This is a genomic window from Variovorax durovernensis, from assembly GCF_977011995.1.
On the sequence record NZ_CDRNCW010000002.1, the window covers coordinates 573,463 to 598,516 of the forward strand.

A 25,054-nucleotide genomic window follows, 5' to 3' on the forward strand; every position below is an offset into this window, starting at 1 on the left:
GAGGTTCACGATGCAGGGTTGGCACACAACGTTTTTGGGGATGCGTGGGCTCCCCCGCGATATCAGCGACTTCGAGATGAAGGCATTTTTCACCTTCGATGGTGCCGAGCGCGACGCAATCAATGCACGCCGAGGTGATTCCCACAAGCTTGGTCTGGCGCTCCATATTGGTTTCCTGCGCATGAGTGGGCGTTTGCTCGGTGCCTTTCGGGTAATTCCAGTAGCCTTGTGGCGCCACCTTGGCAACGAGCTTGGCATTGCAGCACCAGAAGTCGCCTCGCTGAGAGCCATGTATGAACGCGGGCGCACGCTATTCGATCACCAACAAGTAGCCTGCACGGTCCTTGGATTCCAGTGGATGAGCGAGCACCAGCGCCGCTCACTGGTACGTGAACTGCGCGACGAAGTGGCGCGCTGCGCCGACCGCGATCAGCTACTCGTGCGGGCGCGTCAATGGCTGTACAAGAACAAGCTGGTGATCGTGCACGAGCGGGCAATTCGGACACTGATTGCGGCGGCACTTGCCCAGCTTGAAGTTGAAACAGGCACCGCCATCGCCGCCAGCGTTGATCCAGCAACACTTGATCGCTGGCGAGCCTCAGTTTCAGAGCTGCGCCCAGATGGACAAACCCAGCAGAGTTGGCTATGGGCTGCACCGGCGAAACACTCAACCCGCCAAATCAGCGAGGTACTGGAGCGCATCGACCTGCTTTACACGCTGGACGTTCATAAGCACCTGGCAGACATCCCCGATCTCATCTTGCGCCGCTACGCGCGCCGACTTGTCTCCAGGCCGCCCTCAGCCGGAGCCAAGATCAAAGAGCCAGCGCGCACCGTGGAGGTCGCATGCTTTCTTCGGTATTGCCTGTTCACCACCACAGACCAGTTGATCCTTATGGTGCAGCGCCGGATCGCCGATCTGTGGCGTCAGGCTGCCGCCGATGTCCCCGCTACCGTCAATTGGGCCGCAATGTACAAAACGCTGCTCGGCGAACTTGTTGCCTTGAGCGCGCAAGGTGCGGTGCCAGATGCTGAGTTGCGTGCCCGTCTTGAAGCCTTGATCACCGAAACCCAGAAACGCAAACCACCGAGCAGGGCCTCCCTGGTCCGCGAGGGATTGATTGATGGAATTCGCCCCGTGCGGTCGTTGCTCGTCGCCATTGCAAAGCTGCCCTGGCAGGCCACCGGCGAGCATCCTGCCATCGAGTACCTTGCCAAGCTGCAAGCTTTATATCTCAAAGGATCCAGAAAGCTGCCAGTTGAAGTGGTGGCACCAAGTCTGGGAATGATCTGGCAGGTTTCGATCTCCAGCCCAGACCGGGAACGGGCGTTTCAGGCGTTGGAGGTGGCCACCCTGTTTGCCCTGCGCCGCGCGGTGCGCAATGGCTCGGTCTGGATTGAGCACAGCCTGAGCTTTCGGGGTCGTGCGCGCTTGTTCTTCACGGACGAGCGTTGGCAGGCAGAGTCCAAGAAACACTATGCCCGTCTATCGTTACCCAGCAAGGCTGCCACTTTCTTGAAGCCTTTGCTGGCCAGAGTAACTGCCGGTGTCGATGCGGTGGCCGCTGCAGCCCGCAGTGGCGTACTGCGCGTGGATGATGAACTCCATTTGTCGCCATTGCCCGCAGAGGACGAAGACCCAGAAGTGACCAAGCTGCGCGCGGCTTTGGATCACCGCATCGGTGAGGTTCAATTGCCGGAAGTGATTCTGGCCGTTGACGCCCAGGTGCGCTTTAGCTGGATCATGCTCGGACGTGAGCCGCGCTCTACCGACGAGCTGCTGATGGTCTATGCCGGCATCATGGCCCACGGCACCAGTCTGACTGCGGTCGAATGCGCGCGCATGATTCCGCAATTGTCTGCCACCAGCATTCGCCAGGCCATGCGCTGGGCGCGGGACGAACGGCGTCTGAGCCAGGCCTGCCAGGCTGTGCTGGAATTCATGCAGCGACACCCGATTGCCGCCACCTGGGGGCGGTCCGATTTGGCATCTTCTGACATGATGACCATGGAGACCACCAAACGGGTGTGGCAAGCCCGGCTTGATCCTCGGCGCAACACACCTTCCATTGGAATCTACTCCCATGTAAAAGACCGGTGGGGCATCTTCCATGCGCAGCCCTTTGTGCTCAATGAGCGCCAGGCGGGCGTGGCCATTGAAGGTGTCATCCGCCAAGAAAAGCTGGAGACCAGCCAGCTTGCTGTGGATACCCATGGCTACACCGACTTTGCCATGTCACATGCCCGTTTGCTTGGTTTTGATCTTTGCCCGCGGTTGAAGGAACTCAAACAGCGCCACCTCTTTGTGCCACGCGGCACCAAAGTGCCCGCAGAAATCGCTGCGGTGTGCGAAGCCAATGTCGACGTCGCTTTGATCGAAAAGCATTGGGATAGTCTGGTGCACCTGGCAGCCTCGGTCATGAGCGGACATGCCAGTGCGGTGGCAGCTCTTGCGCGGTTCGGTTCTGCCGCCCAGGGCGATCCAATCTATGAGGCTGGCGTGCAATTGGGGCGGTTGCTGCGTACGGCGTTTTTGGCTGACTACTTTGTCAAGGACGCTTTCAGGAACGAGTTGCGCCGGGTGCTCAATCGGGGCGAGGCTGTTAACGCCCTCAAGCGCGCCATTTATACCGGCCGGATCAGCCCGGCGCAGGCCAAACGTGTCGATGAAATGCAGGCTGTGGCCGATGCGTTGAGCCTGATGGCCAACATCGTGATGGCGTGGAATACCTCACAGATGCAGGCGGTCCTGGATCGCTGGTCGAACCGCCGCCAGGTCATTCCACCGGAACTGATCGGGAAGATTGCGCCCACCAGGCTGGAGAGCATCAACTTGCGGGGTGTGTTTCGCTTCCCGGTTGACCGCTATGCTGACCAAATCCTGCCTTCGCGGCCAAATGCATCGATAACTGGCACCAATGGATGAAACCGACCACGGTTTGACGCCACGAATCGCAGATTTGAAAGTGAACAGGAAAGTCAATGAAATCAACGATCTACCAACACCACCTCCGCGCCAGTGCTAGCTTTTCGTACCGTCACTTATTGCACTGAAAACGAGGAGACCCCAATGAAGAAGGGGTCATTGGACAGCTTGAAACTCTCCACGCGGTGCGGCTTGAGCTGAAAGGCTTGAAGATAGCGCGCGACCGTGCTCTTGCTGATGCCGGTTTCGGCTGCCAGCGTGCGCGTGCTCCAGTGGGTACCTCCATCCGCAGGCTTGGTGTGCAGCGTCTTGTGGATCAATTCAGCTACGCGCTCGTCATCGACCGTGCGCGGCCGCCCCGGGCGTAGTTCGTCGTACAAGCCCGCCAGGCGCTGACGCGCATATCGCCCCCGCCACTTCACAACAGTGCTGCGCGCTACTCTCAAGTTCTGCGCGACCACGATGTTCTCCTCGCCCCCTTCGCACGCCAGAACGATGCGTGCACGCAGAGCCAGTCCTGCGGGCAGCGAGCGCGAGCGCGCCATCGAGCTCAGCTCCTCGCGCTCTGCTTCGCTAAGTTTGATTTCCGTTCGGGCGTATCGGTTGGCCATTGCAGCACCTCCAAGGATGCCGCAACTCATGCACTTTCTGTGCCTACGAATTAAAGGGACAACACACTAGCTGATCGAAGATTTCCACAAACTGCCTATGCATCAGATTAGCGTGGCCCAGCGGCGAGGCCGGCGTCTCGCTCCTGCTCGCGCTGCTCGAGGGACTGATCGCTTGGTGCGACAGGTGCCCTGATGCCAGACCGCACTTGTACGTACACCTTCAAAGTGTCTCTGATCATTCAGCGGCCTTCAAATAGATCGGTTTGCGAGCGCTCGCGCACAACCAAGACTGGCACTGGAGATAGCCGAATGATCTGCTCCGCACCACTACCCAGCAGGAGACGGCTTGGACCGCTGCGTCCGTGCGTCCCGAGCACGATGAGTTCCTCCCCAAACTGAAGGGCGACCCTTGCGACGAGGTCACCTAGCCGACCGGTGGCATCGTCCAGCAATAAGTGGTCGACCTCCAACCCTTCCGAGATCGCCGCTGTCGCTGCGTCTCTGAGTATCCGGTACCCACTGTCCCTTAGAGTGGCGAACATATCGGCCGAGACGCCCCCACTGGGGTCGTAGCCGGCCAAGTACACAGCGCGGTCCACCACATGCAACAGGCGAATTCGTGCACCCATCTCTTTTGATAGCGATATCGCTGTGCGCAGCGCGCCATTTGATGGCTCACTACCATCGACGGGAACCAGGATGTGCTTGTACATTGCGCACTCATTGATACGGTGAGGCCAGTGTCGCAACACACGGGAAAGTGAGGTGCTGCCGATGCGCGATTTGGACGAAATGAAACATCAACCGGATTCTGCGCACACGGGACCTACGTGATGTGGCGTGTCGAACAAGTCGCGACGGCGGAAGCTCGGAAGGTTTAGGAGTGCAGCTCGCTCGGATTGTGCTTAAGGCGCAACGTACTAATCGCGGACCACAGCTACTGAACGTTCGAATTGCTTCACGGCCTTCCGGACGGGGACATCATGGGCGCGGCCGCACCTTCGTTTATGGAGCAACCCTGCGCGATACGCGGACGCGGTGATTCAACGCCTGGGTGATGAAGAGGACGCGTCGTCACATGGGCTGGAAGCTACCGAAGCCCGAAGCTCCAGCGATCAGCGTGGGAAGTGGGCTAAGTGCCCGGCCTCCGCGCGATCTTCACTGGCGCGCCGCCGAAACGCTGCTTAGACCGATGCGACGCCACACCGGCGTCCATTTCATGAACATGCCCCGGCAGCCACACGAGCAATTCGGTCGCGAGGCGATTGATGAGCAGTGCCTTCTTCTCTGCCGCGACATCGACCTGAGTCAGCACCACCATCACCTCGTCAAGTGAGTTCAACACCGCCGCATGTTCGTCCAAGTGGCACTTGGCGTTGCCATCCGCCATGGCCCTTAGCTCAATGTCTTCCAGAGCGAAATGCCTTGAGGCGTGCTCGCGCACCGCTTCGAGACGGCGAGACACTTCATCTAAGGGTGCATCGCGGAGTTGGAGAACAAGGTCCTCAAGTCTCAGATGGTCCTCATCGAGCACGGAGTCGCCAAGCGTCAGCGGATGATTCATAGCGAATGTCTGTTAGGTAGTCGGAATCAATTGTCGCCCAGCCTCGGGGACGTATTTGCGGACGCACTAGGTCTCACCCGGCCGCTCAGATGTTTCCTGGACGATCCCGCCTGAGTCATTTTGGATCTGCCGAATTTCCATGCATCGGGGTTCCACCGCCAGTGACTCGCAAGGCTGGCATCTTCTCGTCCCTCGTGCGACAAGGCAGTCGCGAATCGTCGAAACTGAACCCCATTTTCATTCATAGCGCGACGACTTCGGCCAGCGCAACTTCGTCGATCCTCGCAGGAACATCGCCACCAATCCCAAGGCAGGACCAAGCGCAAGCCAGGTCACGGCCGCTTCTCCTTTTGAGCCGAACAGCTCAGTGACCAGGCTGATCGACATGATGCTGATGGCAAAGCCGATCGCGTTTTGCACCGCCAGCGCGCTGCCTATCAGATCTGCGGAGCAGGCCTGGCTCGAGAGACTGGAGAACTGCGCCGAGTCCGCCACAACTGTGGCGCCCCAGAACACAAGCACTGCTAGCCGCAGGAAGTCTGGCCAAGCCGCGGTGAAAGGATAGATCACGCAAATCGTTCCGGAAGCGGACAGTGCGACTGCGGCGACGGGCGCGCTGCCAAAGCGACGCGCCAACCTGCCTGCGACCAAGCTGCCGACGAAACCAGCTGCGATCACGCCAAAGTTGGCGGCGGGGCCTAGAGAGGCTGGCATCAGTGGCGCGACCAAAAAAGGAACAAGCGTCCAAAAGGCGTACAACTCCCACATATGTCCGAAGTATCCGAACGCGGCCGAGCGGAAGGCGGGCACTCGGAATGCCTGCAGCACACTGCCCAATCTGGGATGAACGCCGACGGTGTTTAATCTGGCATCGGGACCATCCCCGGTGACCAAAACGAGGATGGCTCCGACGACAGACAGCAGCGAGGCAGCCGCGACGGTGGAGTGCCAGTCTAGTCCGGGGGCCCAGGCACGTAGCCCGTACGGAAAGGCTGTTCCTAGCACCAGCATGCCTACCAGCACTGCGAGCGTGTCCGCAGTCCGGCCCCGATTCCACCCGACCACCAGCTTCATGCCCAGGGGGTAAATTCCCGCAAGCGCCACACCATCCGCGAAGCGCAGCGCGAGCGACGGAGCGAAGCCGAAGCCGCCGAATGCGAACAGTGCGTTAGCGAGGGCGCCAAGCAACCCGGAAACGAAGAAGATGCGGCTGGCAGGCACCCTGTCGGCCAGATTCGAGAGCGCGAAGGCTAGGGTCCCGAAGATGAAGCCGCCCTGCACAGCCGACGTCAGGGCCCCGACGGAAGAAGGGGGCAGCCCCCAACCCCGCAGAAGTTCGGCTGCGGCGCCATTGGCACTGAACCAGAGCGATGTACAGAACAACTCGGCCACGGCAATGATTCCGATGGCAGCCGCAGCAGGGATGGACACAGGCGAGGGTTCAGAGGTCCAGAGTCAAGCGGTCGTCGCGAGCCCGTGAAACGCAGACCATCATGGTGTCACCCCGCTCCTTCTCCGCCTCGGACAGAATGGAATCCCGGTGGTCGATTCGGCCGGCGCATACCCGCGTTTCACAAGAGCCGCACACCCCTTGCCGGCACGAGGTCGGTACGAATACCCCGCGCGCGTCGAGCACATCGGCGATGCTTTGGCCCGGACCGATCTCGAGCGTAACGCCGCTTCTGGCCAGCACCACAGAGAATCGTCTGTTCTCACCTTGAAGAGCCGCAGGTGCAGCTGAGAAGCGTTCGAAATGCGGCGCCGGGCGCCCTAGCCGTTCACTTTCCGCTTGGACGGCGGCAATGAGTCCCTCGGGCCCACAGCAGTACACCTCCGCGGCGGCCGCTGTCTCCGCGAGGAGCTTGCCCACGGGAAGTCGGCAAGCTTCGTCCGCCGGGAACACACGGACTCGGCCGGCGCGATCTTCGAGCTCGTCCATGAACGCCATACCGGCGCGGCTCCTTCCGCAGTAGGCAAGCTGCCAAGGCGTACCTATGGAGTCCGCAGCTTCGATCATGGCCCGGATAGGCGTGATGCCGATACCGCCAGCGACGAACAGGTAGCCCGGAGCGGGTTGAAGCGGGAAGTGATTGCGCGGAAGACCGACACGGACGCGGTCACCGGGCCGCAGTGCACGATGAACGTGGCGTGAAACGCCTCGCCCCTCTGGCCGATGCAGCACGGCAACTTGCCACCTTCGGGCCCCGAGCGGACCGCACAGCGAGTACTGCGCAGTACCAATACCTTCGAAGACCAGGTCCACGTGCGCGCCTGCGCTCCACGGCGGTAGATCACCGCCGTCCGGGTGTTCGAGTGTGAGGGACAGGATCCCATCCGCCAGGCGCTCCATCGCGCGGACCCGCAGGTCGATTCCAGCTTCGACTGGCATCAAGCAGCCTTCTCGGTGGCGCCTCGCTCGGATCGAGCAGCATCAAGGCTCTCGTGTTCAAGCAGTTGTCGGTACTCGTCCTCCGAGACGATCGTCTCGGCTACTTCGACGTGGATCACCCCGTCCGGAGGTGGCGTGCGGAAGACATCGCGCGGGTCATCTCCCCGGGCAACAGCGTCGATACACTCCTTGATGATGCGGCGGAGCTTGATTACGCCACGGTCGGACGTCGCCAGATGCTCATGTTCCCGGGGCTGAATCACACCTTGACTGGACTGAATCTGCGTATCTTGTCGAAGGATCACCGTCGCGCCGCGCGCTCCTCCCTTGGCATAGTCGGGATACGCATCTGCGCCCGGCCTGATGTATTCCGCGTAGGGCACGGGGCGCGGCATGTCGTAGAGCGCCGGGTCAGCGTCGTACTTGAATTGCGTGGGACGACCGTCGTCGTCGAAAGGGGCGAACAGCACTTCCCACTCGACGGTGTTCAAGTCGTCCATCGGTACCACCCACACATGGCGCAGTGTCGATGGCTGGTTGAATGCTGATTCGTCAGGATCGGGGATCGGCACTTTCATGCCGTTGGGCGCGATGAAGTGCACTTCGCGGACGTAGCGGGTCTCGTCGCGCGGGCCGCGCCGGACGGCAACCGCGATTGAGCCGATGGCAGAGTCGAAGTAGTGGCACTCTGGCGTTTCCTGCCAAGGCTGCATCTGCTTGTGCAACCAAGTGGTGTGGGCCGGATCCTGGTGGTTATCCACCAGCTGCAGCCAGTTCGAAGGAACAAAGCGCGCAAACGCCGCGCGGCGCGTGCCGTCCTCCCGCACCAACACATCCCAACGCGGCAGCTCAGGCGCCGGCGAAGGGCCCAAATACGCGAACACCAAGCCGCCGAGCTCCTGCACCGGGTAATTCACTTGCTGGATGCGTTCCTTGAAACGGCTGTCCGCCGGCTCACAGGGCTGCTGCAAACATGCGCCGCTCACCGAAAACAGCCAGCCGTGGTACGGGCAGCGAAGCCCTTCTGCTTCCACGTACCCAGTGGCGAGGTTGGCGCCCCGGTGCGGGCAGCGGGAGTCGAGCAGGCCGCACTGCCCGTCAGGCTTGCGGAACAGGACCAGCTCCTCGCCCAGAATCTTCACAAGCTTGGGCGTGTCCTTCAGGTCGGCAGACACCCCGACAGGGTGCCAATAGCGGCGCAGCATGCGACCTGCGGGAGTGTGGGCTCCGACTCGCGTCAGCTCGTAGTTGTCTTCCGATTTCATTCTGAACCTCCAGGAGTGCGTCGAATGGAGGCCGGCATCAGGGACACAAGGCCCTTTGGCGCCCACAGGACAATTGCGATAAAGACGAGCCCCAACAGCAGCGGATACCACGTCGTGGCACTCAGGAGCTGTTTGAGCGTCATGAATGCGGCCGCGCCAACAATCGGCCCGAAGAGGGTCTGCACGCCGCCGAGGAGCACCCAGATCACCACCTCGGTCGAGAGTGCGGGTCCGACGAGTTCGGCAGACAGCGTGCGTGTGAGAAGCACGTAGAGCATGCCCGCCGTGCCCGCGATGAAAGCGGACACGAGCGTTACGAGCAACTTGGCGGAGTCAACGTTGTAGCCGAGAGCTTGCACGCGTTGCTCGTTCCCTTTGATCGCAAGCAGCAGGTGACCGACGCTGGAGCGAACCAGCATTCTGGCCAACAGGTACATGGTGAGCGTGACCACGGCGACGATGGCGTAGGCCTCGCGTGGCGAGAGCGCGCTGAAAGATTTCACCCGTGGGATCGATAAGCCGTCTTCGCCTCCGGTCACGCCGGTGACCGTGAGTGCAGTCCCGCAACTGAAGATCGTCGAAGACTTGCTGGCGCGAGGCGTGGCCGAAGGGCATTTCCGCCGCGACGTGACGGTAATGGAACTGCACCTCACCATTGTCTCGCTCTGCTATTACTACCTGTCCAACGCAGCGACGATGTCCAACTTCTTGGATTTCGACATGAAGCAGCAAGACGCGCGCGATGCCTGGCTGACGCATATAACCCGTGTCGTATCGGATTTTCTTGTGCAAAGATAAGCGCCGACCTTGCAGTGGGTCGATAGTGGATTCCGGGCCTTGTTCGATACGTACAATCCATGCATGTCCAAGGCTGCTCGTGTCTCTCTTGAAAACCGGATCTCCTATCGATGCCTTTCGATTGCCGCCCGGATTACCCGCCATCTTTCGCCTGCGTGGAAGGCGGAATTCGGCCTGACCGTGATCAGTTGGCGAGTCATGGCGGTCATTGGCCGGTTCGCGCCTGTCTCGGCCAAGCAGGTCGCAGCGCGCACAAGCACGGACGCATTCTTCGTGGCCCGCGCCATTGATAAGTTGGTCGAGCAAGGTTATGTGCAGAAGGACGTGGACCACGAAGACAGGAGGCGCTTGCGACTCAGCCTTACACCCTCAGGAAAAAAGGTTCACCGGCAGGTGGAGGACATGATCAATGCTGTGGAAGCAGAGCTCTTGGCCGGGATACCCTCAGACGAATCAGCGATCTTCTTTCGCGTGATGTCGGTGCTGGAGGATCGGACCGGAGCTCTGGCATCCATACCGTCATGATTTCTCAGTTGCCCAGCGTGATGCCTGCCTTCTGAATCACGGAACCCCAGCGCTTGAACTCCGACTTCAGGTAGGAGTCGAACTGCTCGGGACTTGATCCGCGGCTTTCTACGCCCAGCTCAGTGAGCTTCTCCTGCACATCGCGTTGCGCGAGCACGTGACGCATTTCTTCCGACAGCTTTCTGCGGAATTCAAGCTTTGTTCCTGCCGGAGCGAGAACTGCAAACCAGGGTCCTGAAACGATCTCCGGGTAGCCTGCCTCGGCAAATGTCGGAACTTCCGGCAATACCGAACTTCGCTTGGCGGACGCCACTGCAATCGGCCGCAGCTGACCTGAACGGATTCGCGGCAACAGATTGATGGTGTCCGCGATCATCATCCCCACCCGCCCGGCAAGAACGTCCGTAAGAGCCGGTGGAAAGCCCTGGTACGCGACGTGCGTCAGGTTGATTCCGGTTTGCTGGTTGATTAGCTCGCCGGTAACATGGCCGGTCGTTCCGACGCCTTGGGTACCGAAGGTCATCTTGTCCGGATTCGCTTTGGCGAATCCGCGCAGCTCCGAGAAGTTGGCGACGGGAAACGCCTGGTTCGTGACCAACACGTTCGGCGCCTCGGCCACCACCGTTACGGGCGCGAAAGCGGCTTCCGCGTTGTACGGGAGCCGCTTCATGAGGAATGGATTGAGGACCAATGGCCCCTGTGCGGTGAACAAGAACGTGTATCCGTCAGCGGGAGCCCTTGCGACAAAATCGGCACCGACCGTGCCTCCGGCGCCCGTGCGGTTTTCGACCACGATCGACTGCCCTAGTCTCGTTTCGAGATGCCGCCCCATCAAGCGCGCGAGAACATCGATGGAGCCACCCGCTGCGAAGGGCACGACAAAGCGAATGGGCTTCGAGGGCCAGACGTCCTTGCCTTGGGCTTGGGCGTCCATGGCGCCGCAGGTTGCCATCAATACGGCCGCGATGCTGATGATCGTTCCGAACTTCGTAATCACTTTCACTGTAATGTCCTTCAGGGTTGGATTGATCTGTCCCACTCACCGCCGGCGAGTCGCCCGACACCATGCTCGTCTGAGACGCAGGGGTCAGAGTGCTCGCTGAAGGGCGTCAGGCAGACGGTACGGTGGCCGGGTGACTGCCCGCCTGTTCCGCGGTCACGTCCTTCGGGAGCAGCATGGCCACGGCCCTGCGTCTGTAGAGGTCGCCACGGGCAGCCGCCACGGGAACGATTCCTTCACTGGCGAACTTCTTTGCCGACTCGATCAGACGACGCCTGCATCTGACGATTGCGGTGTCCGAGGTACCGAGGTGCTCTTTCGTGCGATCAGCGATAGCGCCCTGACTCTCCTGCACGGCGAGGTCCTGCAGCTGCGCGCTCGGAATACCGGTAAATGAGCCACTCCTCTGCAGGGTTCGGTCCATCAGGTAGTCATTCGCACGGTTGCCCTCCGGGATGTAGGTTCCCGGCAGCAGCTTCGCGTAGTCAAGTGTTCCGTGCCTGTACTCGGCAAGTTCCTCGCTGCTGAGAGGACGACCGGCGTGGTATCGCACGCGATACCACCAGCAGTTCTCGTCGTCGATGGGAATGAACAGATTTGCCCTGCAGACCAGGTCGTCTCCGGTGGGTACCAGGACGCTCGTGGGCATCAGCCACTGCGTGATGCGCCAATAGTAGGCGTCCGGTGATCCCTCGCGGCGTGCCGAGATTCTCATTCCGTACTCGGTGTCTTCGCAAAAGAACCTGGGCGCACCGTCTGCATCGCCGAATTCCTGCAGCTCGCCCACCCCGAACACATCCTTTTCCATCGGCCCGATCGACCGGTGGAGAAAGGTCAAATGGGCCGTATCGATGCTGCCTTCCAGTGCCTGCTGGTAGTTGCATTTCATCAGACACTTGGAGGCATACACGTTCGCTGCGGGCAGGCCCATGAACTCCATCTGTGGAAGGGGAGGAATCGATTCCACGGGCCCGAGATATGCCCAGACGATCCCACCAGCCTCATGCACTGAGTAGGCCTTGGCTCGGACGTTCGGGTTGCATCGCATCGGGCTTTCGGAGGGCTCGCTGGGCATGTCCAGCACCTCCCCCGTCACGCTGAATTTCCAGCCGTGGTAGACGCATCGGAGTCCCCCCTCCTCATTTCGTCCGAAGTAGAGGTCGGCCAGACGATGCGGGCAGTGTGAGTCCAGCAGCCCCACCCGCCCGGCCGAATCACGGAAGGCCACAAAGTCCTCTCCCATCAAACGCACACGCACGGGGGGGCAATCGGGTCCGGACAGTTCTTCGGACAGAAGAGCCGGTTGCCAAAAGTGTCGGAAGAGCCCTCCCATGGCGGTACCAGGGCCGACGCGGGTGAGGATCTGATTGTTCTCGGAAGTCAACATGCTCTATCTCCGTCGAGTAATACTAGCTATTCGCTATTATTAATGCGACGAACAGGAGCTGTCAACGCCAGCGAGCGAAAATATGCGCCGCGTGGCGCATGGTTTCACTTGCCACCGGGCTAGTACTAAGAGCAGGCTCCGAACAGGCTACGCTGCAGCGTGTCACGAGCTTGCATGAGCACGGGAAGCAGGGTGCGCGTGAACTCGGTCATGGACATCCGCTCTGCCCCGACCGATATGCTCAGCCCGGCGATGAACTTGCCGTCCTGGCCGCATACAGGCACAGCAATGGATCGAACGCCCAGTTCGAGTTCCCCATCGGCACCCGTCCAGCCGTCGCGGCGGCACCGATCAACTTTCTCAAGCACTGCGGCAAGTTCGTAGATCGTCTTTGGCGTCAGAGGCCCGCGCCGCATGTCGCCTATTCGCCGTGCGGCCTCGGTCTGCGGAAGGTTTGCCAAGGCCACGCGCCCGAGGGAGGAACAGTAGGCGGGCAAGCGAGAACCTATCCCCAGGCCCGTGGAGAGGCTGCGGCGCGCAGTGGAGCGCGCGATGATGATCACGTCATCATCCTGCAGCTTGCCCAAGGACGCCGACTGCCGCGTGCGCTCCGAGAGCGCATCGAGCAGCGGTTGGGCCAACTGGGGGGTGGGGCGGGATGCGAGGTAGGCATGCGCCACCAGCAAAACCCGGGGCCCCAGCCAGAACCGCCGCCCATCACTCTCCAAAAAGTCCAAAGCGTGCAGCGTAAGCAGTGAACGACGAGCGGATGCTGGCGAGCTTCCAGTCAACCGCGCCACCTCGGACAAAGTGAGCTTGGCGTTCTGTCTGTTGAAGCAGGTCAGCACGTCCAATCCCTTCTCCAGGGATGCCACGAAATCTTTGCTCTGTCTGAAGGCCATGCGCCAATTATTGTGCGAGGAGTAAGTAGCTGCTACCCGGCTTCACCGTCGAACCCAATCAGGAAGACGGGAGACGCACGGGCGCTCTCTCTCAGAATTCACGGCCGCACAGTCGCCGCCGTTCGGCATCTCGTCGCGGACCTGGCATGCCACAGGTTTAGTGCGGCGGTTCACCCGCGGTGGTGTTCCCCGTGGGCAGGGCGGCTAGCGCCACAGTGCTTCGTCAGCGACGTGTTCGTACCTGGTCCGGCAGCCACTTACTCATTCGGAAGCCGCACGCTGGGTCATCTGGGCGAAGTTTTCGCATGCGTGCGTCAGGGCCGTCACGAGTGCCTGCCTTTCGCGGTGCATGATCGCGGTGCTGCTGCCGATGCACAGGGCGAGCAGCGGCTGGCGAGGAATGACCGGGAGCGCCGCGGCGATCGAGCAGTGCCCGGGCGACGGAAACTCGTGCGACTCGGCCCACCCCCGCGCCTCGGAGACGCGTATCTGCTCCAGCAACGATTGCGGGTGCACGCGGTTCCTCGAGACCGGATCGACCGCATTGGCATGCCGCGCGATGCGCAGGATCATTGCGTCGCTTTCACGTGAGAGGAGGACTTTCCCCATCGACGACAGACACACGGCCGCGAGGGTGCCGGTGCGAACCGGCAGGGCGTCAGCCCTCGTGCCGCGCAGCGCGATGATGGAGCGCACGTGGATGCCTTGACGCAGTCCGACCATCACGGTCTGGCCGGTCGAGCGCCGCAGTGCGTCCAGGGCCGAGACCAGGCTGCCCTCGCCGAAAAGCTCGTCCTGGATCCAGCTCCCAAGTAGCATCACGCGCACAGTGGGCCGGAAGGTGCGGTCGTCCGCGTCGTAGGTCAGGTACCCGAGCGTCTCAAGGGAACTCAGAAGCATCGACGTGCTCGATTGCGGAAAGGCGAGCTGACGACTCACTTCGGCAACGGTGGCGGGATCGCGGGTGGCGGCGAAGTATTCGAGCACCTCCAGCACGCGCTGGGCTGATTTGACCGTCACAAGCACACCCTCCTTCACTGCAAAGCATCACATTCATGATTACATGGGCCGCGCCGCGGCACCTACGATCCGTTCGTGAAGGCCGACAACAAAAAAGGGGATATTCGATGCTCTTGAACTGCCATCGACCCGCGCACCGGATGGCGCCAACTGACGAGAACCATATGGCGGAAATCACATGCTTGATGGCGCTGCAACCTGCACCCCGCCTATGCTGGCCAGCATGAAACGTAGGCATTTCTTGAGCGCCGGTGCCGCCAGCATGGTGGGCGTCGGAGCATGGGCCGACGCCCAGCCGCCCATTCGCCTCCTCGCGGGATTCCAGGCAGGTGGCTCCACGGACATGCTGGCACGGATCGTCGCGGCCGCGCTGCAGGACGTTCTAGGGCGCTCGGTCATCGTGGACAACAGGCCCGGCGCGGGCGGACGACTGGCGATGGAGCTTGTCCGTGCCTCAAAGCCCGGTGAAGACATTTTCGTGGTGGCGCCGCAAGGCTCACTCACGCTATTCCCGTATGTCTACAAGAACCTGCGATACGACCCTGTCGACGATTTCACTCCCATTTCCCGCCTGATCACCTTCGACTACGCGCTCACCGTCGGACCCGGCACACCGGCACGCAACCTTGCCGAATATGTGAGCTGGGTCGCTGCGCATCCAGCGAACGCGATCTATTCGTCCGCGGGCGCCGGCACTACGCCCCACTTCGTCGGCGTCGCTTTCCATCGAGCGGCCGGTGCACCCGGAGCACACGTTCCCTACAAGGGTTCGGCCCAGGCTCTGCCCGACCTGATCGCGGGCCGTGTTCCCGCGATGGTCGCGACCATGGCCGATTCCCTGCAGCAGCACCGCACGGGGCAACTGCGCATCATCGGCACGGCCGGCGCGGAACGCAGCACGCTCGTGCCGGAGGTACAGACCTTCCAGGAGGCAGGGATTCCCGTGGTTGTCCCGGGGTGGAACGGCCTTTATGGCCCCAAGGGCATCCCTGCGGCCCGGCTCGCTGATCTGAACGCCGCAGTTCAGAAGGCGTTGATGACTCCCCAGGTGATCACGAAACTGCTCGGTCTCGGCATGGTTTCAGCGCCGAGCACATCCTCAGAGCTCGCGGCATTGCAGAAGCAGGAGTTTCTTTTTTGGAACCCCATCGTCAGGAGTTCCGGCTTCAAGCCGGAAGAGTGAGCCGCTTCGGCTCGGGTCTGGTCAAAGGCAGCAACAAGACCGGGTTCCTGCGCAAATGTCCGCTTCGGACATAAAGAGCACGTCTGTTGGTGGCCGGCGCGGCCGGCGGCTGCAGTAAGGCAACGCGGTTCGCTCACAGGACAAGCAGGCCGAACCACCTCACGCAATTCCAGGAGATCACACGGATGCTCACTCGCCGCCAGTTTTCCTCGCTCGTCGTATCGGCCTCGGCCGGTGCGGTTCCTTCTGTATTCGGCGCCGCAGACGCCTTTCCCAGCCGGCCAATCGAATTGATCGTCGGCTACGGCGCAGGTGGCGTGGTCGACATGGTGGGCCGTGCCATTGCACTCCCGCTCGCCAAACTGCTCGGGCAACCTGTCGTCATCACGAATAGACCGGGTGCCGGCGGGACGCTCGGTCCGGCCACGATGGCGGCGAAGGACAAGCCCGACGGCTATACATTGGCCTTCATCGCGATGTCGATTGGGCGGCAGCCCCTGATGCAGAAGACGTCATGGGATCCGCTGAAGGACTTCACGTACATCTCGATGTTGACGGATTTCACGATGGGGATCGCAGTCCCTGCGGACTCACCGTTCAAATCGCTTGCGGACTTGCTTGCGTATGCGAAGGCTCATCCCGGCGAGGTCACTTACGCGGCGCTGGGACCTGGCACGGGTATGCACCTGAGTATGGAGCGCATCGCCCAGCAGGCGCGAGTCTCGCTGAGTTTCGTGCCATTCGCCCGGCCAGCCGACGTGCTGCAGGCCGTCCTCGGCCACCACGTGATGGTGCAGGTTGATGCGAGCTCTTGGGCGCAGCACGTCGACTCGGGCAAGATGCGCCTGCTCGCAATGGGTACCGACGAGCGCTCCAAAAAATGGCCCACGGTTCCGACGCTGCGTGAACTCGGGTTCCACTTCAATATCGACGGGCCTTTCGGGATCGCCGGGCCGGCGGGAATGGACCCGGCCATCGTGCGGAAACTGGACGCAGCCTTCGCCGCTTGCATGCAGGACCAGGGCGTGCTTCGCGCGCTCGACTTCTACGACATGCGCGTCAACTACCTAGGTCCGACGGCTTACCACAGGTACATGGAAGACAAGATCAAGAGTGAGGGCGAGCTGCTGGAGTTTCTGGGCCTTCGCCGGAAAGCGTGATCGGACCCGGCCCAACCCCCCGATCTCGCAGAGCAGGGATAGGACCATCCACCGGCCTGCGCATGCGACTTGACGGTGTCATCATTCTTAGATACCACCCGATGAACCCGCGGAAAGGATGGTGTCTCTGAAGCAGCGCTCACGAACCTCGACTCAGGCAGGTCCACCCGGCAACTTCCTTCGTCAAGCCATCAACCAGGACCTCGAACGTCAAACGTACTCGGCGCGTCGCTGGGGCGGCAGCCCCGGCGACGCCCGCCATCATTCCCTCGGGACCCAGGACTGGGCTCGAATTCGCACGCGCTTTCCGCCGGAACCCAACGGCTACCTGCACATCGGCCATGCGAAGAGCATCAGCGTGAACTTCGGCTTGGCACGGGAATACCAAGGCGCTTGCCACCTCCGGTTCGATGACACGAACCCGGAGAACGAAAACCTCGAGTATGTCGCCGGCATCAAGGACGCCGTACGGTGGCTTGGCTTCGACTGGGAGACGTCAGGCGGCAACCATGTCTACCAGGCCAGCGACTATTTCGATTTCATGTACCGCGCGGCCGAATACCTCATTGACGCAGGCCTCGCCTACGTCGATGAGCAGAGTGTGGAGCAGCTGCGCGCCCATCGCGGGGACTTCGCCAGGCCAGGCGTAGACAGCCCCTTTCGAGACCGCAGTCCCGGCGAAAACCTTCTGCGCTTTCAGGAGATGCGCGCCGGAAAACTGGCCGAAGGGGTTGCGATCCTGCGGGCAAAAATTGACATGGCGAGCCCGAACATAAACCTGCGGGATCCCACCCTCTACCGCATCAAGTACGCGCACCACCATAGCAGCGGCGACAAGTGGTGCATCTATCCGATGTACACCTTCGCGCACCCCATCGAAGATGCCCTGGAGAACATCACGCACAGCATTGCCACGCTGGAATTCGAGGACCAGCGGCCGTTCTACGAGTGGCTGCTCCTGCACTTGGCGCAAGGCGGACTGATCAACACTCCGCCGCCGCGCCAATATGAATTCGCTCGGCTGAACCTAACGCATGTGGTCACCAGCAAACGCAAGCTCAAGCAACTGGTGGACGAGGGACACGTGGACGGCTGGGACGATCCACGGATGCCCACGATCGTCGGGTTGCGGCGCCGCGGCTTCACGCCAAGTGCTCTCCGGCTCTTTGCGGACCGCATCGGGGTGAGCAAGGACTACAGCTGGATCGACTACTCCGTCCTTGAAGGCGCCTTGCGGGACGACCTGGAACCGAAGGCCGCTCGTGCCATGGCGGTGCTGGACCCCGTTCGCCTCATCATCACCAACTGGGACGAGATCATGGGGACAGGCACTTGAATCCTGCTCCGCACCCGTCCATCCCCGAGAACCGGAGCGCGGCCAGCGCTCCTTTGCATTCGGCCGTGACCTGTGGATTGAGCGTGGGGATTACTCCGACTCGCCCGGCTCGGATTTTTTTCGCCTGTTTCCCGGGAATACCGTGCGGTTGAAGTTCGGGTACGCCGTGCGATGCACGGGTGCCGTCAGGACGAATGCAGGCGAGGTGGTCGAGGTCCACGCCGAGGTATTGCCGGAGACAAAAAGCGGCTCGGTGGGCGCGGCGGCCATCAAGATCAAAGGCACCATCACCTGGGTGGGTGCATCCGACGGCGTAAAAGCAGAAGTGCGCCTTTATGACCATCTGTTCACCGTTCCCCAACCTGGCGCCGACAGCCATTCCTTCCTGACCGAACTCAATCCCGCTAGTGCCCGTTCCGTTACGGCCTACGTCGAGCCGTCACTTAGCGAGGTCGCGTGTGAGGAGAGTTTCCAATTCGAGCGTCTGGGCTACTTCGTGGCCGACATGGTGGACCACGAGCCAAGCCAAGGCAGATTGGTGTTCAACCGAGTCACGACGCTGAAGGAGACGTTCGGTTTCATCGAGAAGACTTGAACAGTTCAGTCTGGCGGCGCGCTGCCGGGGTTGCCAAACGCCACCGCGGAAGACCCCGCTTTTCCGAGCCGCGGCTGATCTCGGGTTCCGTGCCAATCGCAGCGGTTTGAGATTGGGGTAAACCCCTTAATCCGCTAGCGAGTCTCGTCGGGACGACGCGTGACTTCCCGCCCTCAACAACAAGGTCGAGGCGAGTTTGTACCGTCATTGCTGCCTGATCGTTTGCCAGCCAACTCGTGCATGCCCTCGATCAATCCGCATGACCGTGGGGAACCCGCCGTCCGAACACGCCCCCATGGAGAGCAAGCCGGGATACGGCCAGTTTTAGCTCATAAGCGCTTAAGTCACTAAGAATGACTTGCTTACGCAGATACACATAAGCATGCGGAATTGGCCCCTTTTTCCTTTTGATAGCTGGCGCGATCGGCCGTCTATGTCTTGGAAAAACCGCGCAGATCGGATTCATTGCGGCCGTGAGCTCTGTCCGCGCAGCCGCGAATGGCTTGGCCATGCGTCATCGCGCCCTCAACCACCGCCGCGACGTCCGCCAGAAATCGAGGTGCTGGTTCGTGGCCTGCAATCCGCGCGTTTGCAAGAGCCTGGGCCAGTGCATCGCGGTGCTCCTCTTGCGTGATCATCGCAACCCCTCAACCTCAACGGGACACCAAGCCATCAACTCTCCACCATGCAGCCCTGGTCGAACCGTTTAAGCTCTCCAGCGCGTGCTCCTCGATCCGTGGTCCGGTTGAAACGCCGCGAATCGGGCGAGGCACCTTCTGACGGGGCTTCTCGGTGATGCTCACGATTTTCCTCCTGAAACCAAACAACCGCTGCGTCGACGCTTGATGAGCCCCCCGCAAAAAGGAATGGACACGAAGGCCCCCTGTATTCACTTCGGTGGCTGCACGACCTCAGCATGGTCAAGGGGCATTGCTATGGCAGCTCCTGCAGCGCGGAAATCAACGGACATGACACCGTGCCGTGACTCGCACAACAGTCGTCAACCAGCGTAGCCAGGACGGACTCGATGCGGTGGAGATCGGCCAGTTTGGCGCGCACATTGGCGAGCTTCTCTTCCGCAACCTGGCGCGCTTCGTCGCAATGGGTGCCGTCATCCAATGCAAGCAAGCTGGATACCTCGTCGAGGCTGAAACCCAGGCTCTGTGCGGACTTGACGAACCGAACACGCGCCACATCGGCTTCCCCGTAGCGCCGAATACTACCGTAGGGCCTGTCCGGCTGCAGCAGCAGGCCCTTGCGTTGGTAGAACCTGATGGTTTCTACGTTGACCCCGGCCGACTCGGCGAATACGCCGATGCTCAGGGTGTTGTTCACCTGATTTTCCATACCGCTTGACTCCGTACTTAACTACGGAAGTAAGGTTACTCCGGTTCAAGAACAACCGGAAAGGATGGCGGCGATGCCAGAGGAGCCAGAAGAAAAAAGCGGTCGCAGCGTCCTGATTGCGGAAGGACTTGCTGCACTGCTCGCCTCGACCTGCTGCCTCGGTCCCCTGGTTCTGGTGACGCTTGGTGTCAACGGCGCATGGATCGGAAACCTGTCCGCGCTTGAGCCATACCGGCCGCTCTTCATCGGAGCGGCGCTGGTCGCGCTGTTCTTCGCTTATCGCCGCATCTTTCGGCCGGTGCAGGCCTGTCAGCCCGGGGAAGTTTGTGACGTGCCCCAGGTACGGCTCGGCTACCAGGTCCTGTTCTGGATCGTGGCGACGTTGGTCGTCATGGCGCTCGCGTTTCCCTATGTGCTGCCTTTGTTCTACTGAAAGGACCTCGTCGTGAAAAAACTGCTTTCTGTTCTCGCGCTGCTCGCTGCGTTCACTGCTCCCGCGTGGGCCGCCCCGCAAACCGTCACCCTCTCCGTACCGGGCATGACCTGCGCGGCGTGCCCGTTCACGGTCAAGCAGGTGCTGAGCAAGGTCAATGGCGTGACCAAGGCCGATGTGAGCTACGAAAGGAAGCAGGCCGTCGTGTCCTTCGATGACGCCAAGACCAGCATCCAAGCGTTGATCAAGGCCACGGCGGACGCGGGTTACCCGTCGACCGCCAAGCAATAGGTCTTCACCATGGGGCTGATAACGCGCATTGGGGACAAGGCGGGGGCGCTGGGCACCGTCGTCTCCGCGATGGGCTGCGCGGGGTGCTTTCCGGCGCTGGGCAGCCTGGGGGTGGCGCTCGGACTGGGCTTCCTGAGCCAGTACGAGGAACTCGTCATCACCCGGCTGCTGCCGCTGTTCGCGGTGGTTGCACTTCTCGCCAACGGGTTGGGCTGGTTCAGTCACCGGCAATGGCATCGCAGCCTGCTGGGCATGGTGGGCCCGGCGGTCGTGCTGGCGGCGCTCTATCCGTTCTTCGGCTATGGGTGGACCGAGCGGCTGCTCTACACGGGCCTGGCCATCATGGTCGGCGTGTCTGTCTGGGATCTGCTCGCGCCGGCGCATCGCAAGTGCGCTCCGGACTCGAGCGCGCTGCCGAAGCGACAGTGAATCACCTTTTATCAACCCGAACGAACAGGCCGTTGAATGACCAGTTTGCGAATTGAAGGCATGACCTGCGCGTCGTGCGCCGAGCACGTGCGCAACGCGCTGCAGAAGGTGCCAGGCGTGCGCTCGGTGTCGGTGTCCTATCCGGACTGCCTGGCCAAGCTCACGCTCGACGAAGGCACGTCGCCGGCTGCGCTGACGACGGCTGTGGCAGCGGCCGGCTACCGAGTCCTGCGTGCCGACGCTTCGGCGGCGGCACCCACCGGGCTCCTCGGCAAGGCGCGTCAATGGCTCGGTGGCGACGCACTGCCGGGTGCTGTCGACCAGCCGCTCCACGTAGCTGTCATTGGCAGCGGCGGCGCCGCTATGGCCGCGGCGCTCAAGGCGGTGGAGAACGGCGCCCGCGTCACGCTGATCGAACGCGGCACGATCGGTGGCACCTGCGTCAATGTCGGCTGCGTGCCGTCCAAGATCATGATCCGCGCCGCACACGTCGCGCACATGCGTCGCGAAAGTCCGTTCGACGCCGGCCTGTCCGCAGCGGCGCCGACCGTGTTGCGCGACCGGCTGCTTGCCCAGCAACAGGCTCGCGTGGACGAACTGCGCCACGGCAAGTACGAGAGCATCCTGAGCGGCACGCCGGCCATCTCGGTCGTGCACGGCGCCGCGCGCTTCAAGGACAGCCGTACGCTGATGGTGACGCTGCGCAAAGGCGGCGAGCAGGAGGTGTCCTTCGAGCGCTGCCTGGTGGCCACCGGCGCAAGCGCCGCTGTGCCGCCAATCCCGGGCCTGAAGGAGACGCCGTACTGGACGTCGATCGAAGCCTTGGCCTGCCAGGCGATCCCCCAGCGCCTGGCGGTGATCGGTGCATCGGTGGTGGCGGTGGAGCTTGCCCAGGCGTTCGCCCGATTGGGCAGCCAGGTCACGATCCTGGCGCGCAGCAGGCTTTTCTCCCAAGAAGATCCGGCCATCGGCGCGGCGGTCACCACGGCGTTTCGTGATGAAGGCATTGTGGTGCTGGAGCAGACCGGGGCGAGCCAGGTGGCGTACGCCGGCGGCGAGTTCATCCTGACGACGAATCACGGCGTGCTGCGCGCGGAGCGGCTGCTGGTGGCCACCGGACGCTCGCCGAACACTGACGGGCTGGACCTCGAAGCTGCAGGTGTGAAGCTCGGCGCGCGCGGTGCCATCGTCATCGACCGCAGCATGCGAACCAACGTCGCCGGCATCTATGCGGCGGGCGACTGCACCAACCAACCGCAGTTCGTCTACGGCCCCGCGCGGCCGTCAAGCGGGCGAACGTTGTTCCCGCCGCTTCCGCACGTGCAGGATGTTGATTTCCATCCAGAAGTGACCCACTTGGCCCGGTGATTTCCATCTAAATCTGACCCACGTGATAACCCTAACCTGCTGCTTTTAGCAGCAGGAGCACAGGAGTGATTGACGTGGCGACACTGAGTGTCATCAGGCGTTGGGCACTGCGAGAGCAACTGTCCATCCGAGAGATAGCCCGGCGCACGGGCTTGTCTCGCAACACCATCCGCAAGTACCTTCGCGAGGGCGAGGCGGCGCCCAGCTACGCGAAGCGCATCAGCCCGAGCAAGCTCGACGCGTTCGCCGAGAAGCTCGGCGGCTGGCTCAAGAGCGAGGCGTCTAAGTCACGCAAGCAGCGGCGCACGCTCAAGCAGATGCACGCCGATCTGGTGGCGCTGGGCTACCAGGGCTCCTACAACCGCGTGGCGGCCTTTGCACGAGCGTGGCATGCGCATCTCCACGAGGTCCAGCAGACGACCGGGCGCGGCACCTTCGTGCCTCTGGCCTTCGGTCCCGGCGAGGCATTCCAGTTCGACTGGAGCGAGGACTGGGCCGTCATCGCTGGTGAACGCACCAAGCTGCAGGTGGCGCACTTCAAGCTCAGCCACAGCCGTGCGTTCATCGTGCGCGCCTACCTGTTGCAGACCCACGAGATGCTGTTCGATGCGCACAACCGGGCCTTCGAGGTACTCGGGGGCGTGCCTCGGCGCGGCATCTACGACAACATGAAGACCGCCGTGGACAAGGTACGCCGCGGCAAGGAGCGCGACATCAACGCGCGCTTCAGCGCCATGGTCAGTCACTACCTGTTCGAGGCCGAGTTCTGCAACCCGGCCTCGGGCTGGGAGAAGGGCCAGGTCGAGAAGAACGTGCGTGATGCGCGCCACCGGTTGTGGCAACCTGTGCCGGCGTTCGCCACGCTGGCGCTGCTCAACGACTGGCTGGAGGACCGCTGCAAGGCGCTGTGGGGCGAGATCGTCCACGGCAAGCTGCCAGGGACCGTAGCCGATGTCTGGGCGCAGGAACGGCCACTACTGTTGCAGATCCCCAGACCCTTCGATGGTTTCGTGGAACACACCAAGCGCGTCTCGCCCACCTGCCTGGTGCACTTCGAGCGCAACCGTTACAGCGTTCCGGCCTCCTACGCGAACCGGCCAGTGAGCCTGCGCGTGTACGCCGAACGCCTCGTCGTGGCGGCCGAGGGCCAGATCGTGTGCGAGCACACGCGCATCATTGACCGTCGCCACGACACCGCAGGTCAGACCGTCTACGACTGGAGGCACTACCTGGCAGTGCTGCAACGCAAGCCAGGAGCGCTCAGGAACGGAGCGCCCTTCAGCGAGCTGCCGCAGGGCTTCCGGCGGCTGCAGGCCGCGCTGCTGAAGCAGCCAGGCGGAGACCGCGAGATGGTGGAGATCCTGGCGCTGGTGCTGCACCACGACGAGCAGGCAGTGCTGACCGCGGTCGAACTGGCGCTGGAAGCCGGCGTGGCCAGCAAGACTCATGTGCTGAATGTGCTGCACCGACTGCTCGATGCCAAGCCCATTGCGCCGGCGCCTGTCACGGCACCGCAGGCACTGCGCCTGATGAACGAGCCGAAGGCCGATGTGCTGCGCTACGACACGCTCCGGGGGCGTGCCAGCGCTGCTGGCGGCCTGCGCGGGCCGCTGAACTCCAAGTCGAGTAGCCAGGAGGTGCGCCATGCGACATGACCCTGCCAGCGGCGCCATCGTGATCATGCTGCGCGAACTCAAGATGCACGGCATGGCCCAGGCCGTCGCGGAGCTGGCCGAGCAGGGATCGCCGGCCTTCGAGGCGGCCCAACCGATGCTCTCGCAGTTGCTAAAGGCAGAGACAGCCGAGCGGGAGGTACGCTCGGTGGCCTACCAGTTGAAGCTCGCTCGCTTCCCAGCCTATCGCGATCTCGCTGGCTTCGACTTCGCCAACAGCGAGGTCAACGAGGCGCTGGTGCGTCAGCTACACCGATGCGAGTTCATGGACGATGCGCAGAACGTGGTGCTCGTGGGCGGTCCGGGCACCGGCAAGACCCACATCGCCACGGCGCTGGGCGTGCAGGCCATCGAGCACCAACACCGCCGGGTGCGCTTCTTCTCGACGGTAGAACTGGTCAACGCACTCGAGCAAGAGAAGGCCAGTGGCAATCCCGGCCACATCGCGCACCGACTGATGTACGCGGACATGGTGGTGCTCGATGAACTGGGCTACCTGCCGTTCAGCGCATCAGGTGGCGCGCTGTTGTTCCATCTGCTGTCCAAACTCTACGAACGCACGAGCGTGGTGATCACAACCAACTTGAGCTTCAGCGAGTGGGCCAGCGTCTTCGGCGACGCGAAGATGACGACGGCGTTGCTGGACCGGCTCACGCATCACTGCCATATTCTGGAGACCGGAAACGACAGCTTCCGCTTCAAGCACAGCTCGGCTCAACCCGTTCAAGCAGTCCAACCTAAAAAGGAGAAAGCCAAGAACTTATCCACACCGTGAGCCGGCTGGCTCGCAAAGAGGGTGGGTCAATATTCGATGGAAATCGCGGGTCAGGATTCCATGGAACTCAACAAGTC

22 protein-coding genes and 3 pseudogenes are annotated in these 25,054 nt (G+C 62.1%); 12 read left to right on the top strand and 13 right to left on the bottom strand.

Annotated elements, in window-relative coordinates:
* Positions 1–10 precede the first annotated feature (10 nt).
* Positions 11–2,926, top strand: a complete 2,916-nt coding sequence (locus tag ACWV14_RS34705) for a Tn3-like element IS1071 family transposase (protein WP_003158660.1) — start codon at positions 11–13, stop codon at positions 2,924–2,926.
* Positions 2,927–3,069: 143 nt separating this feature from the next.
* On the opposite strand, the pseudogene ACWV14_RS34710 reads toward ACWV14_RS34705, so the two are convergent.
* The 7 genes and pseudogenes from ACWV14_RS34710 to ACWV14_RS34740 form a co-directional block, all read right to left on the bottom strand.
* Positions 3,070–3,537: pseudogene (locus tag ACWV14_RS34710) on the bottom strand (helix-turn-helix domain-containing protein); the annotation flags it as partial.
* A 239-nt stretch (positions 3,538–3,776) separates the two neighbouring features.
* Complete coding sequence (locus ACWV14_RS34715; protein ID WP_144196071.1) at positions 3,777–4,250, bottom strand: universal stress protein; 474 nt, start codon at positions 4,248–4,250, stop codon at positions 3,777–3,779.
* A gap of 419 nt (positions 4,251–4,669) precedes the next feature.
* Entirely contained in the window at positions 4,670–5,101 is a 432-nt protein-coding gene (locus ACWV14_RS34720; protein WP_125953066.1) for a bacteriohemerythrin, read from the bottom strand.
* A gap of 237 nt (positions 5,102–5,338) precedes the next feature.
* A complete protein-coding gene (locus ACWV14_RS34725; RefSeq protein WP_249938021.1) occupies positions 5,339–6,493 on the bottom strand; it encodes an MFS transporter in 1,155 nt (384 codons plus the stop codon).
* A 49-nt stretch (positions 6,494–6,542) separates the two neighbouring features.
* Positions 6,543–7,490, bottom strand: a complete 948-nt coding sequence (locus tag ACWV14_RS34730; protein WP_125953034.1) for a PDR/VanB family oxidoreductase — start codon at positions 7,488–7,490, stop codon at positions 6,543–6,545.
* On the bottom strand, positions 7,490–8,755 hold the full coding sequence (locus tag ACWV14_RS34735; protein ID WP_454902703.1) for a Rieske 2Fe-2S domain-containing protein: 1,266 nt from the start codon (positions 8,753–8,755) through the stop codon (positions 7,490–7,492). The genes ACWV14_RS34730 and ACWV14_RS34735 overlap by 1 nt, the downstream gene beginning before the upstream one ends.
* Positions 8,752–9,411 carry a branched-chain amino acid ABC transporter permease gene (locus tag ACWV14_RS34740; protein ID WP_454902702.1) on the bottom strand — a complete coding sequence of 220 codons (660 nt, stop codon included), beginning with the start codon at positions 9,409–9,411 and terminating at the stop codon, positions 8,752–8,754. The genes ACWV14_RS34735 and ACWV14_RS34740 overlap by 4 nt, the downstream gene beginning before the upstream one ends.
* Here ACWV14_RS34740 and ACWV14_RS34745 point away from each other — a divergent pair.
* On the top strand, positions 9,305–9,553 hold the full coding sequence (locus ACWV14_RS34745) for a hypothetical protein (RefSeq protein WP_454902701.1): 249 nt from the start codon (positions 9,305–9,307) through the stop codon (positions 9,551–9,553). The two genes, ACWV14_RS34740 and ACWV14_RS34745, sit on opposite strands and share 107 nt — an antisense overlap.
* A gap of 63 nt (positions 9,554–9,616) precedes the next feature.
* On the top strand, positions 9,617–10,078 hold the full coding sequence (locus tag ACWV14_RS34750; protein WP_125953041.1) for a MarR family winged helix-turn-helix transcriptional regulator: 462 nt from the start codon (positions 9,617–9,619) through the stop codon (positions 10,076–10,078).
* 4 nt (positions 10,079–10,082) lie between these two features.
* Here the strand turns inward: ACWV14_RS34750 and ACWV14_RS34755 are convergent, their stop codons facing one another.
* The 4 genes from ACWV14_RS34755 to ACWV14_RS34770 all read right to left on the bottom strand — a co-directional run bounded on the left by ACWV14_RS34755 (position 10,083) and on the right by ACWV14_RS34770 (position 14,387).
* Positions 10,083–11,117, bottom strand: coding sequence for a Bug family tripartite tricarboxylate transporter substrate binding protein (locus ACWV14_RS34755; protein WP_125953042.1), 1,035 nt, complete (start codon positions 11,115–11,117; stop codon positions 10,083–10,085).
* A gap of 70 nt (positions 11,118–11,187) precedes the next feature.
* Positions 11,188–12,465, bottom strand: a complete 1,278-nt coding sequence (locus ACWV14_RS34760) for a Rieske 2Fe-2S domain-containing protein (protein WP_125953043.1) — start codon at positions 12,463–12,465, stop codon at positions 11,188–11,190.
* A 125-nt stretch (positions 12,466–12,590) separates the two neighbouring features.
* Positions 12,591–13,367, bottom strand: coding sequence for an IclR family transcriptional regulator domain-containing protein (locus ACWV14_RS34765; RefSeq protein WP_125953044.1), 777 nt, complete (start codon positions 13,365–13,367; stop codon positions 12,591–12,593).
* A 261-nt stretch (positions 13,368–13,628) separates the two neighbouring features.
* A complete protein-coding gene (locus tag ACWV14_RS34770; RefSeq protein WP_164546981.1) occupies positions 13,629–14,387 on the bottom strand; it encodes an IclR family transcriptional regulator in 759 nt (252 codons plus the stop codon).
* Between the two features lie 211 nt (positions 14,388–14,598).
* Here ACWV14_RS34770 and ACWV14_RS34775 point away from each other — a divergent pair, with 211 nt between their 5' ends.
* The 3 genes and pseudogenes from ACWV14_RS34775 to ACWV14_RS34785 all read left to right on the top strand — a co-directional run bounded on the left by ACWV14_RS34775 (position 14,599) and on the right by ACWV14_RS34785 (position 18,661).
* On the top strand, positions 14,599–15,570 hold the full coding sequence (locus tag ACWV14_RS34775) for a Bug family tripartite tricarboxylate transporter substrate binding protein (RefSeq protein ID WP_164546982.1): 972 nt from the start codon (positions 14,599–14,601) through the stop codon (positions 15,568–15,570).
* A 185-nt stretch (positions 15,571–15,755) separates the two neighbouring features.
* Positions 15,756–16,730 carry a tripartite tricarboxylate transporter substrate binding protein gene (locus ACWV14_RS34780; RefSeq protein ID WP_237677306.1) on the top strand — a complete coding sequence of 325 codons (975 nt, stop codon included), beginning with the start codon at positions 15,756–15,758 and terminating at the stop codon, positions 16,728–16,730.
* A 118-nt stretch (positions 16,731–16,848) separates the two neighbouring features.
* Positions 16,849–18,661 (top strand): annotated as a pseudogene (locus ACWV14_RS34785) (glutamine--tRNA ligase/YqeY domain fusion protein).
* Positions 18,662–19,092: 431 nt separating this feature from the next.
* Here the strand turns inward: ACWV14_RS34785 and ACWV14_RS34790 are convergent.
* Both ACWV14_RS34790 and merR read right to left on the bottom strand, forming a co-directional pair.
* Positions 19,093–19,299, bottom strand: a complete 207-nt coding sequence (locus tag ACWV14_RS34790) for an antitoxin VbhA family protein (RefSeq protein WP_454902699.1) — start codon at positions 19,297–19,299, stop codon at positions 19,093–19,095.
* Between the two features lie 295 nt (positions 19,300–19,594).
* The gene (gene merR / locus ACWV14_RS34795; RefSeq protein WP_454902698.1) at positions 19,595–20,008 is read right to left on the bottom strand and encodes an Hg(II)-responsive transcriptional regulator; all 414 of its coding nucleotides are present in this window, start codon (positions 20,006–20,008) and stop codon (positions 19,595–19,597) included.
* 73 nt (positions 20,009–20,081) lie between these two features.
* Between merR and merT the strand changes: the two genes are divergently transcribed.
* The 6 genes and pseudogenes from merT to istB all read left to right on the top strand — a co-directional run bounded on the left by merT (position 20,082) and on the right by istB (position 24,977).
* The gene (gene merT, locus ACWV14_RS34800; RefSeq protein WP_454902697.1) at positions 20,082–20,441 is read left to right on the top strand and encodes a mercuric ion transporter MerT; all 360 of its coding nucleotides are present in this window, start codon (positions 20,082–20,084) and stop codon (positions 20,439–20,441) included.
* Between the two features lie 12 nt (positions 20,442–20,453).
* On the top strand, positions 20,454–20,732 hold the full coding sequence (gene merP, locus ACWV14_RS34805) for a mercury resistance system periplasmic binding protein MerP (RefSeq protein ID WP_454902696.1): 279 nt from the start codon (positions 20,454–20,456) through the stop codon (positions 20,730–20,732).
* 9 nt (positions 20,733–20,741) lie between these two features.
* Positions 20,742–21,161 (top strand): organomercurial transporter MerC, encoded by a 420-nt coding sequence (gene merC, locus ACWV14_RS34810; protein ID WP_454902695.1) that lies wholly within the window; start codon positions 20,742–20,744, stop codon positions 21,159–21,161.
* A 36-nt stretch (positions 21,162–21,197) separates the two neighbouring features.
* Positions 21,198–22,430: pseudogene (locus ACWV14_RS34815) on the top strand (mercury(II) reductase); the annotation flags it as partial.
* A 164-nt stretch (positions 22,431–22,594) separates the two neighbouring features.
* Positions 22,595–24,184 carry an IS21 family transposase gene (istA, locus tag ACWV14_RS34820; RefSeq protein WP_454901620.1) on the top strand — a complete coding sequence of 530 codons (1,590 nt, stop codon included), beginning with the start codon at positions 22,595–22,597 and terminating at the stop codon, positions 24,182–24,184.
* Entirely contained in the window at positions 24,174–24,977 is an 804-nt protein-coding gene (gene istB / locus ACWV14_RS34825; RefSeq protein WP_454901618.1) for an IS21-like element helper ATPase IstB, read from the top strand. The genes istA and istB overlap by 11 nt, the downstream gene beginning before the upstream one ends.
* The last annotated feature ends 77 nt before the right edge of the window (positions 24,978–25,054 follow it).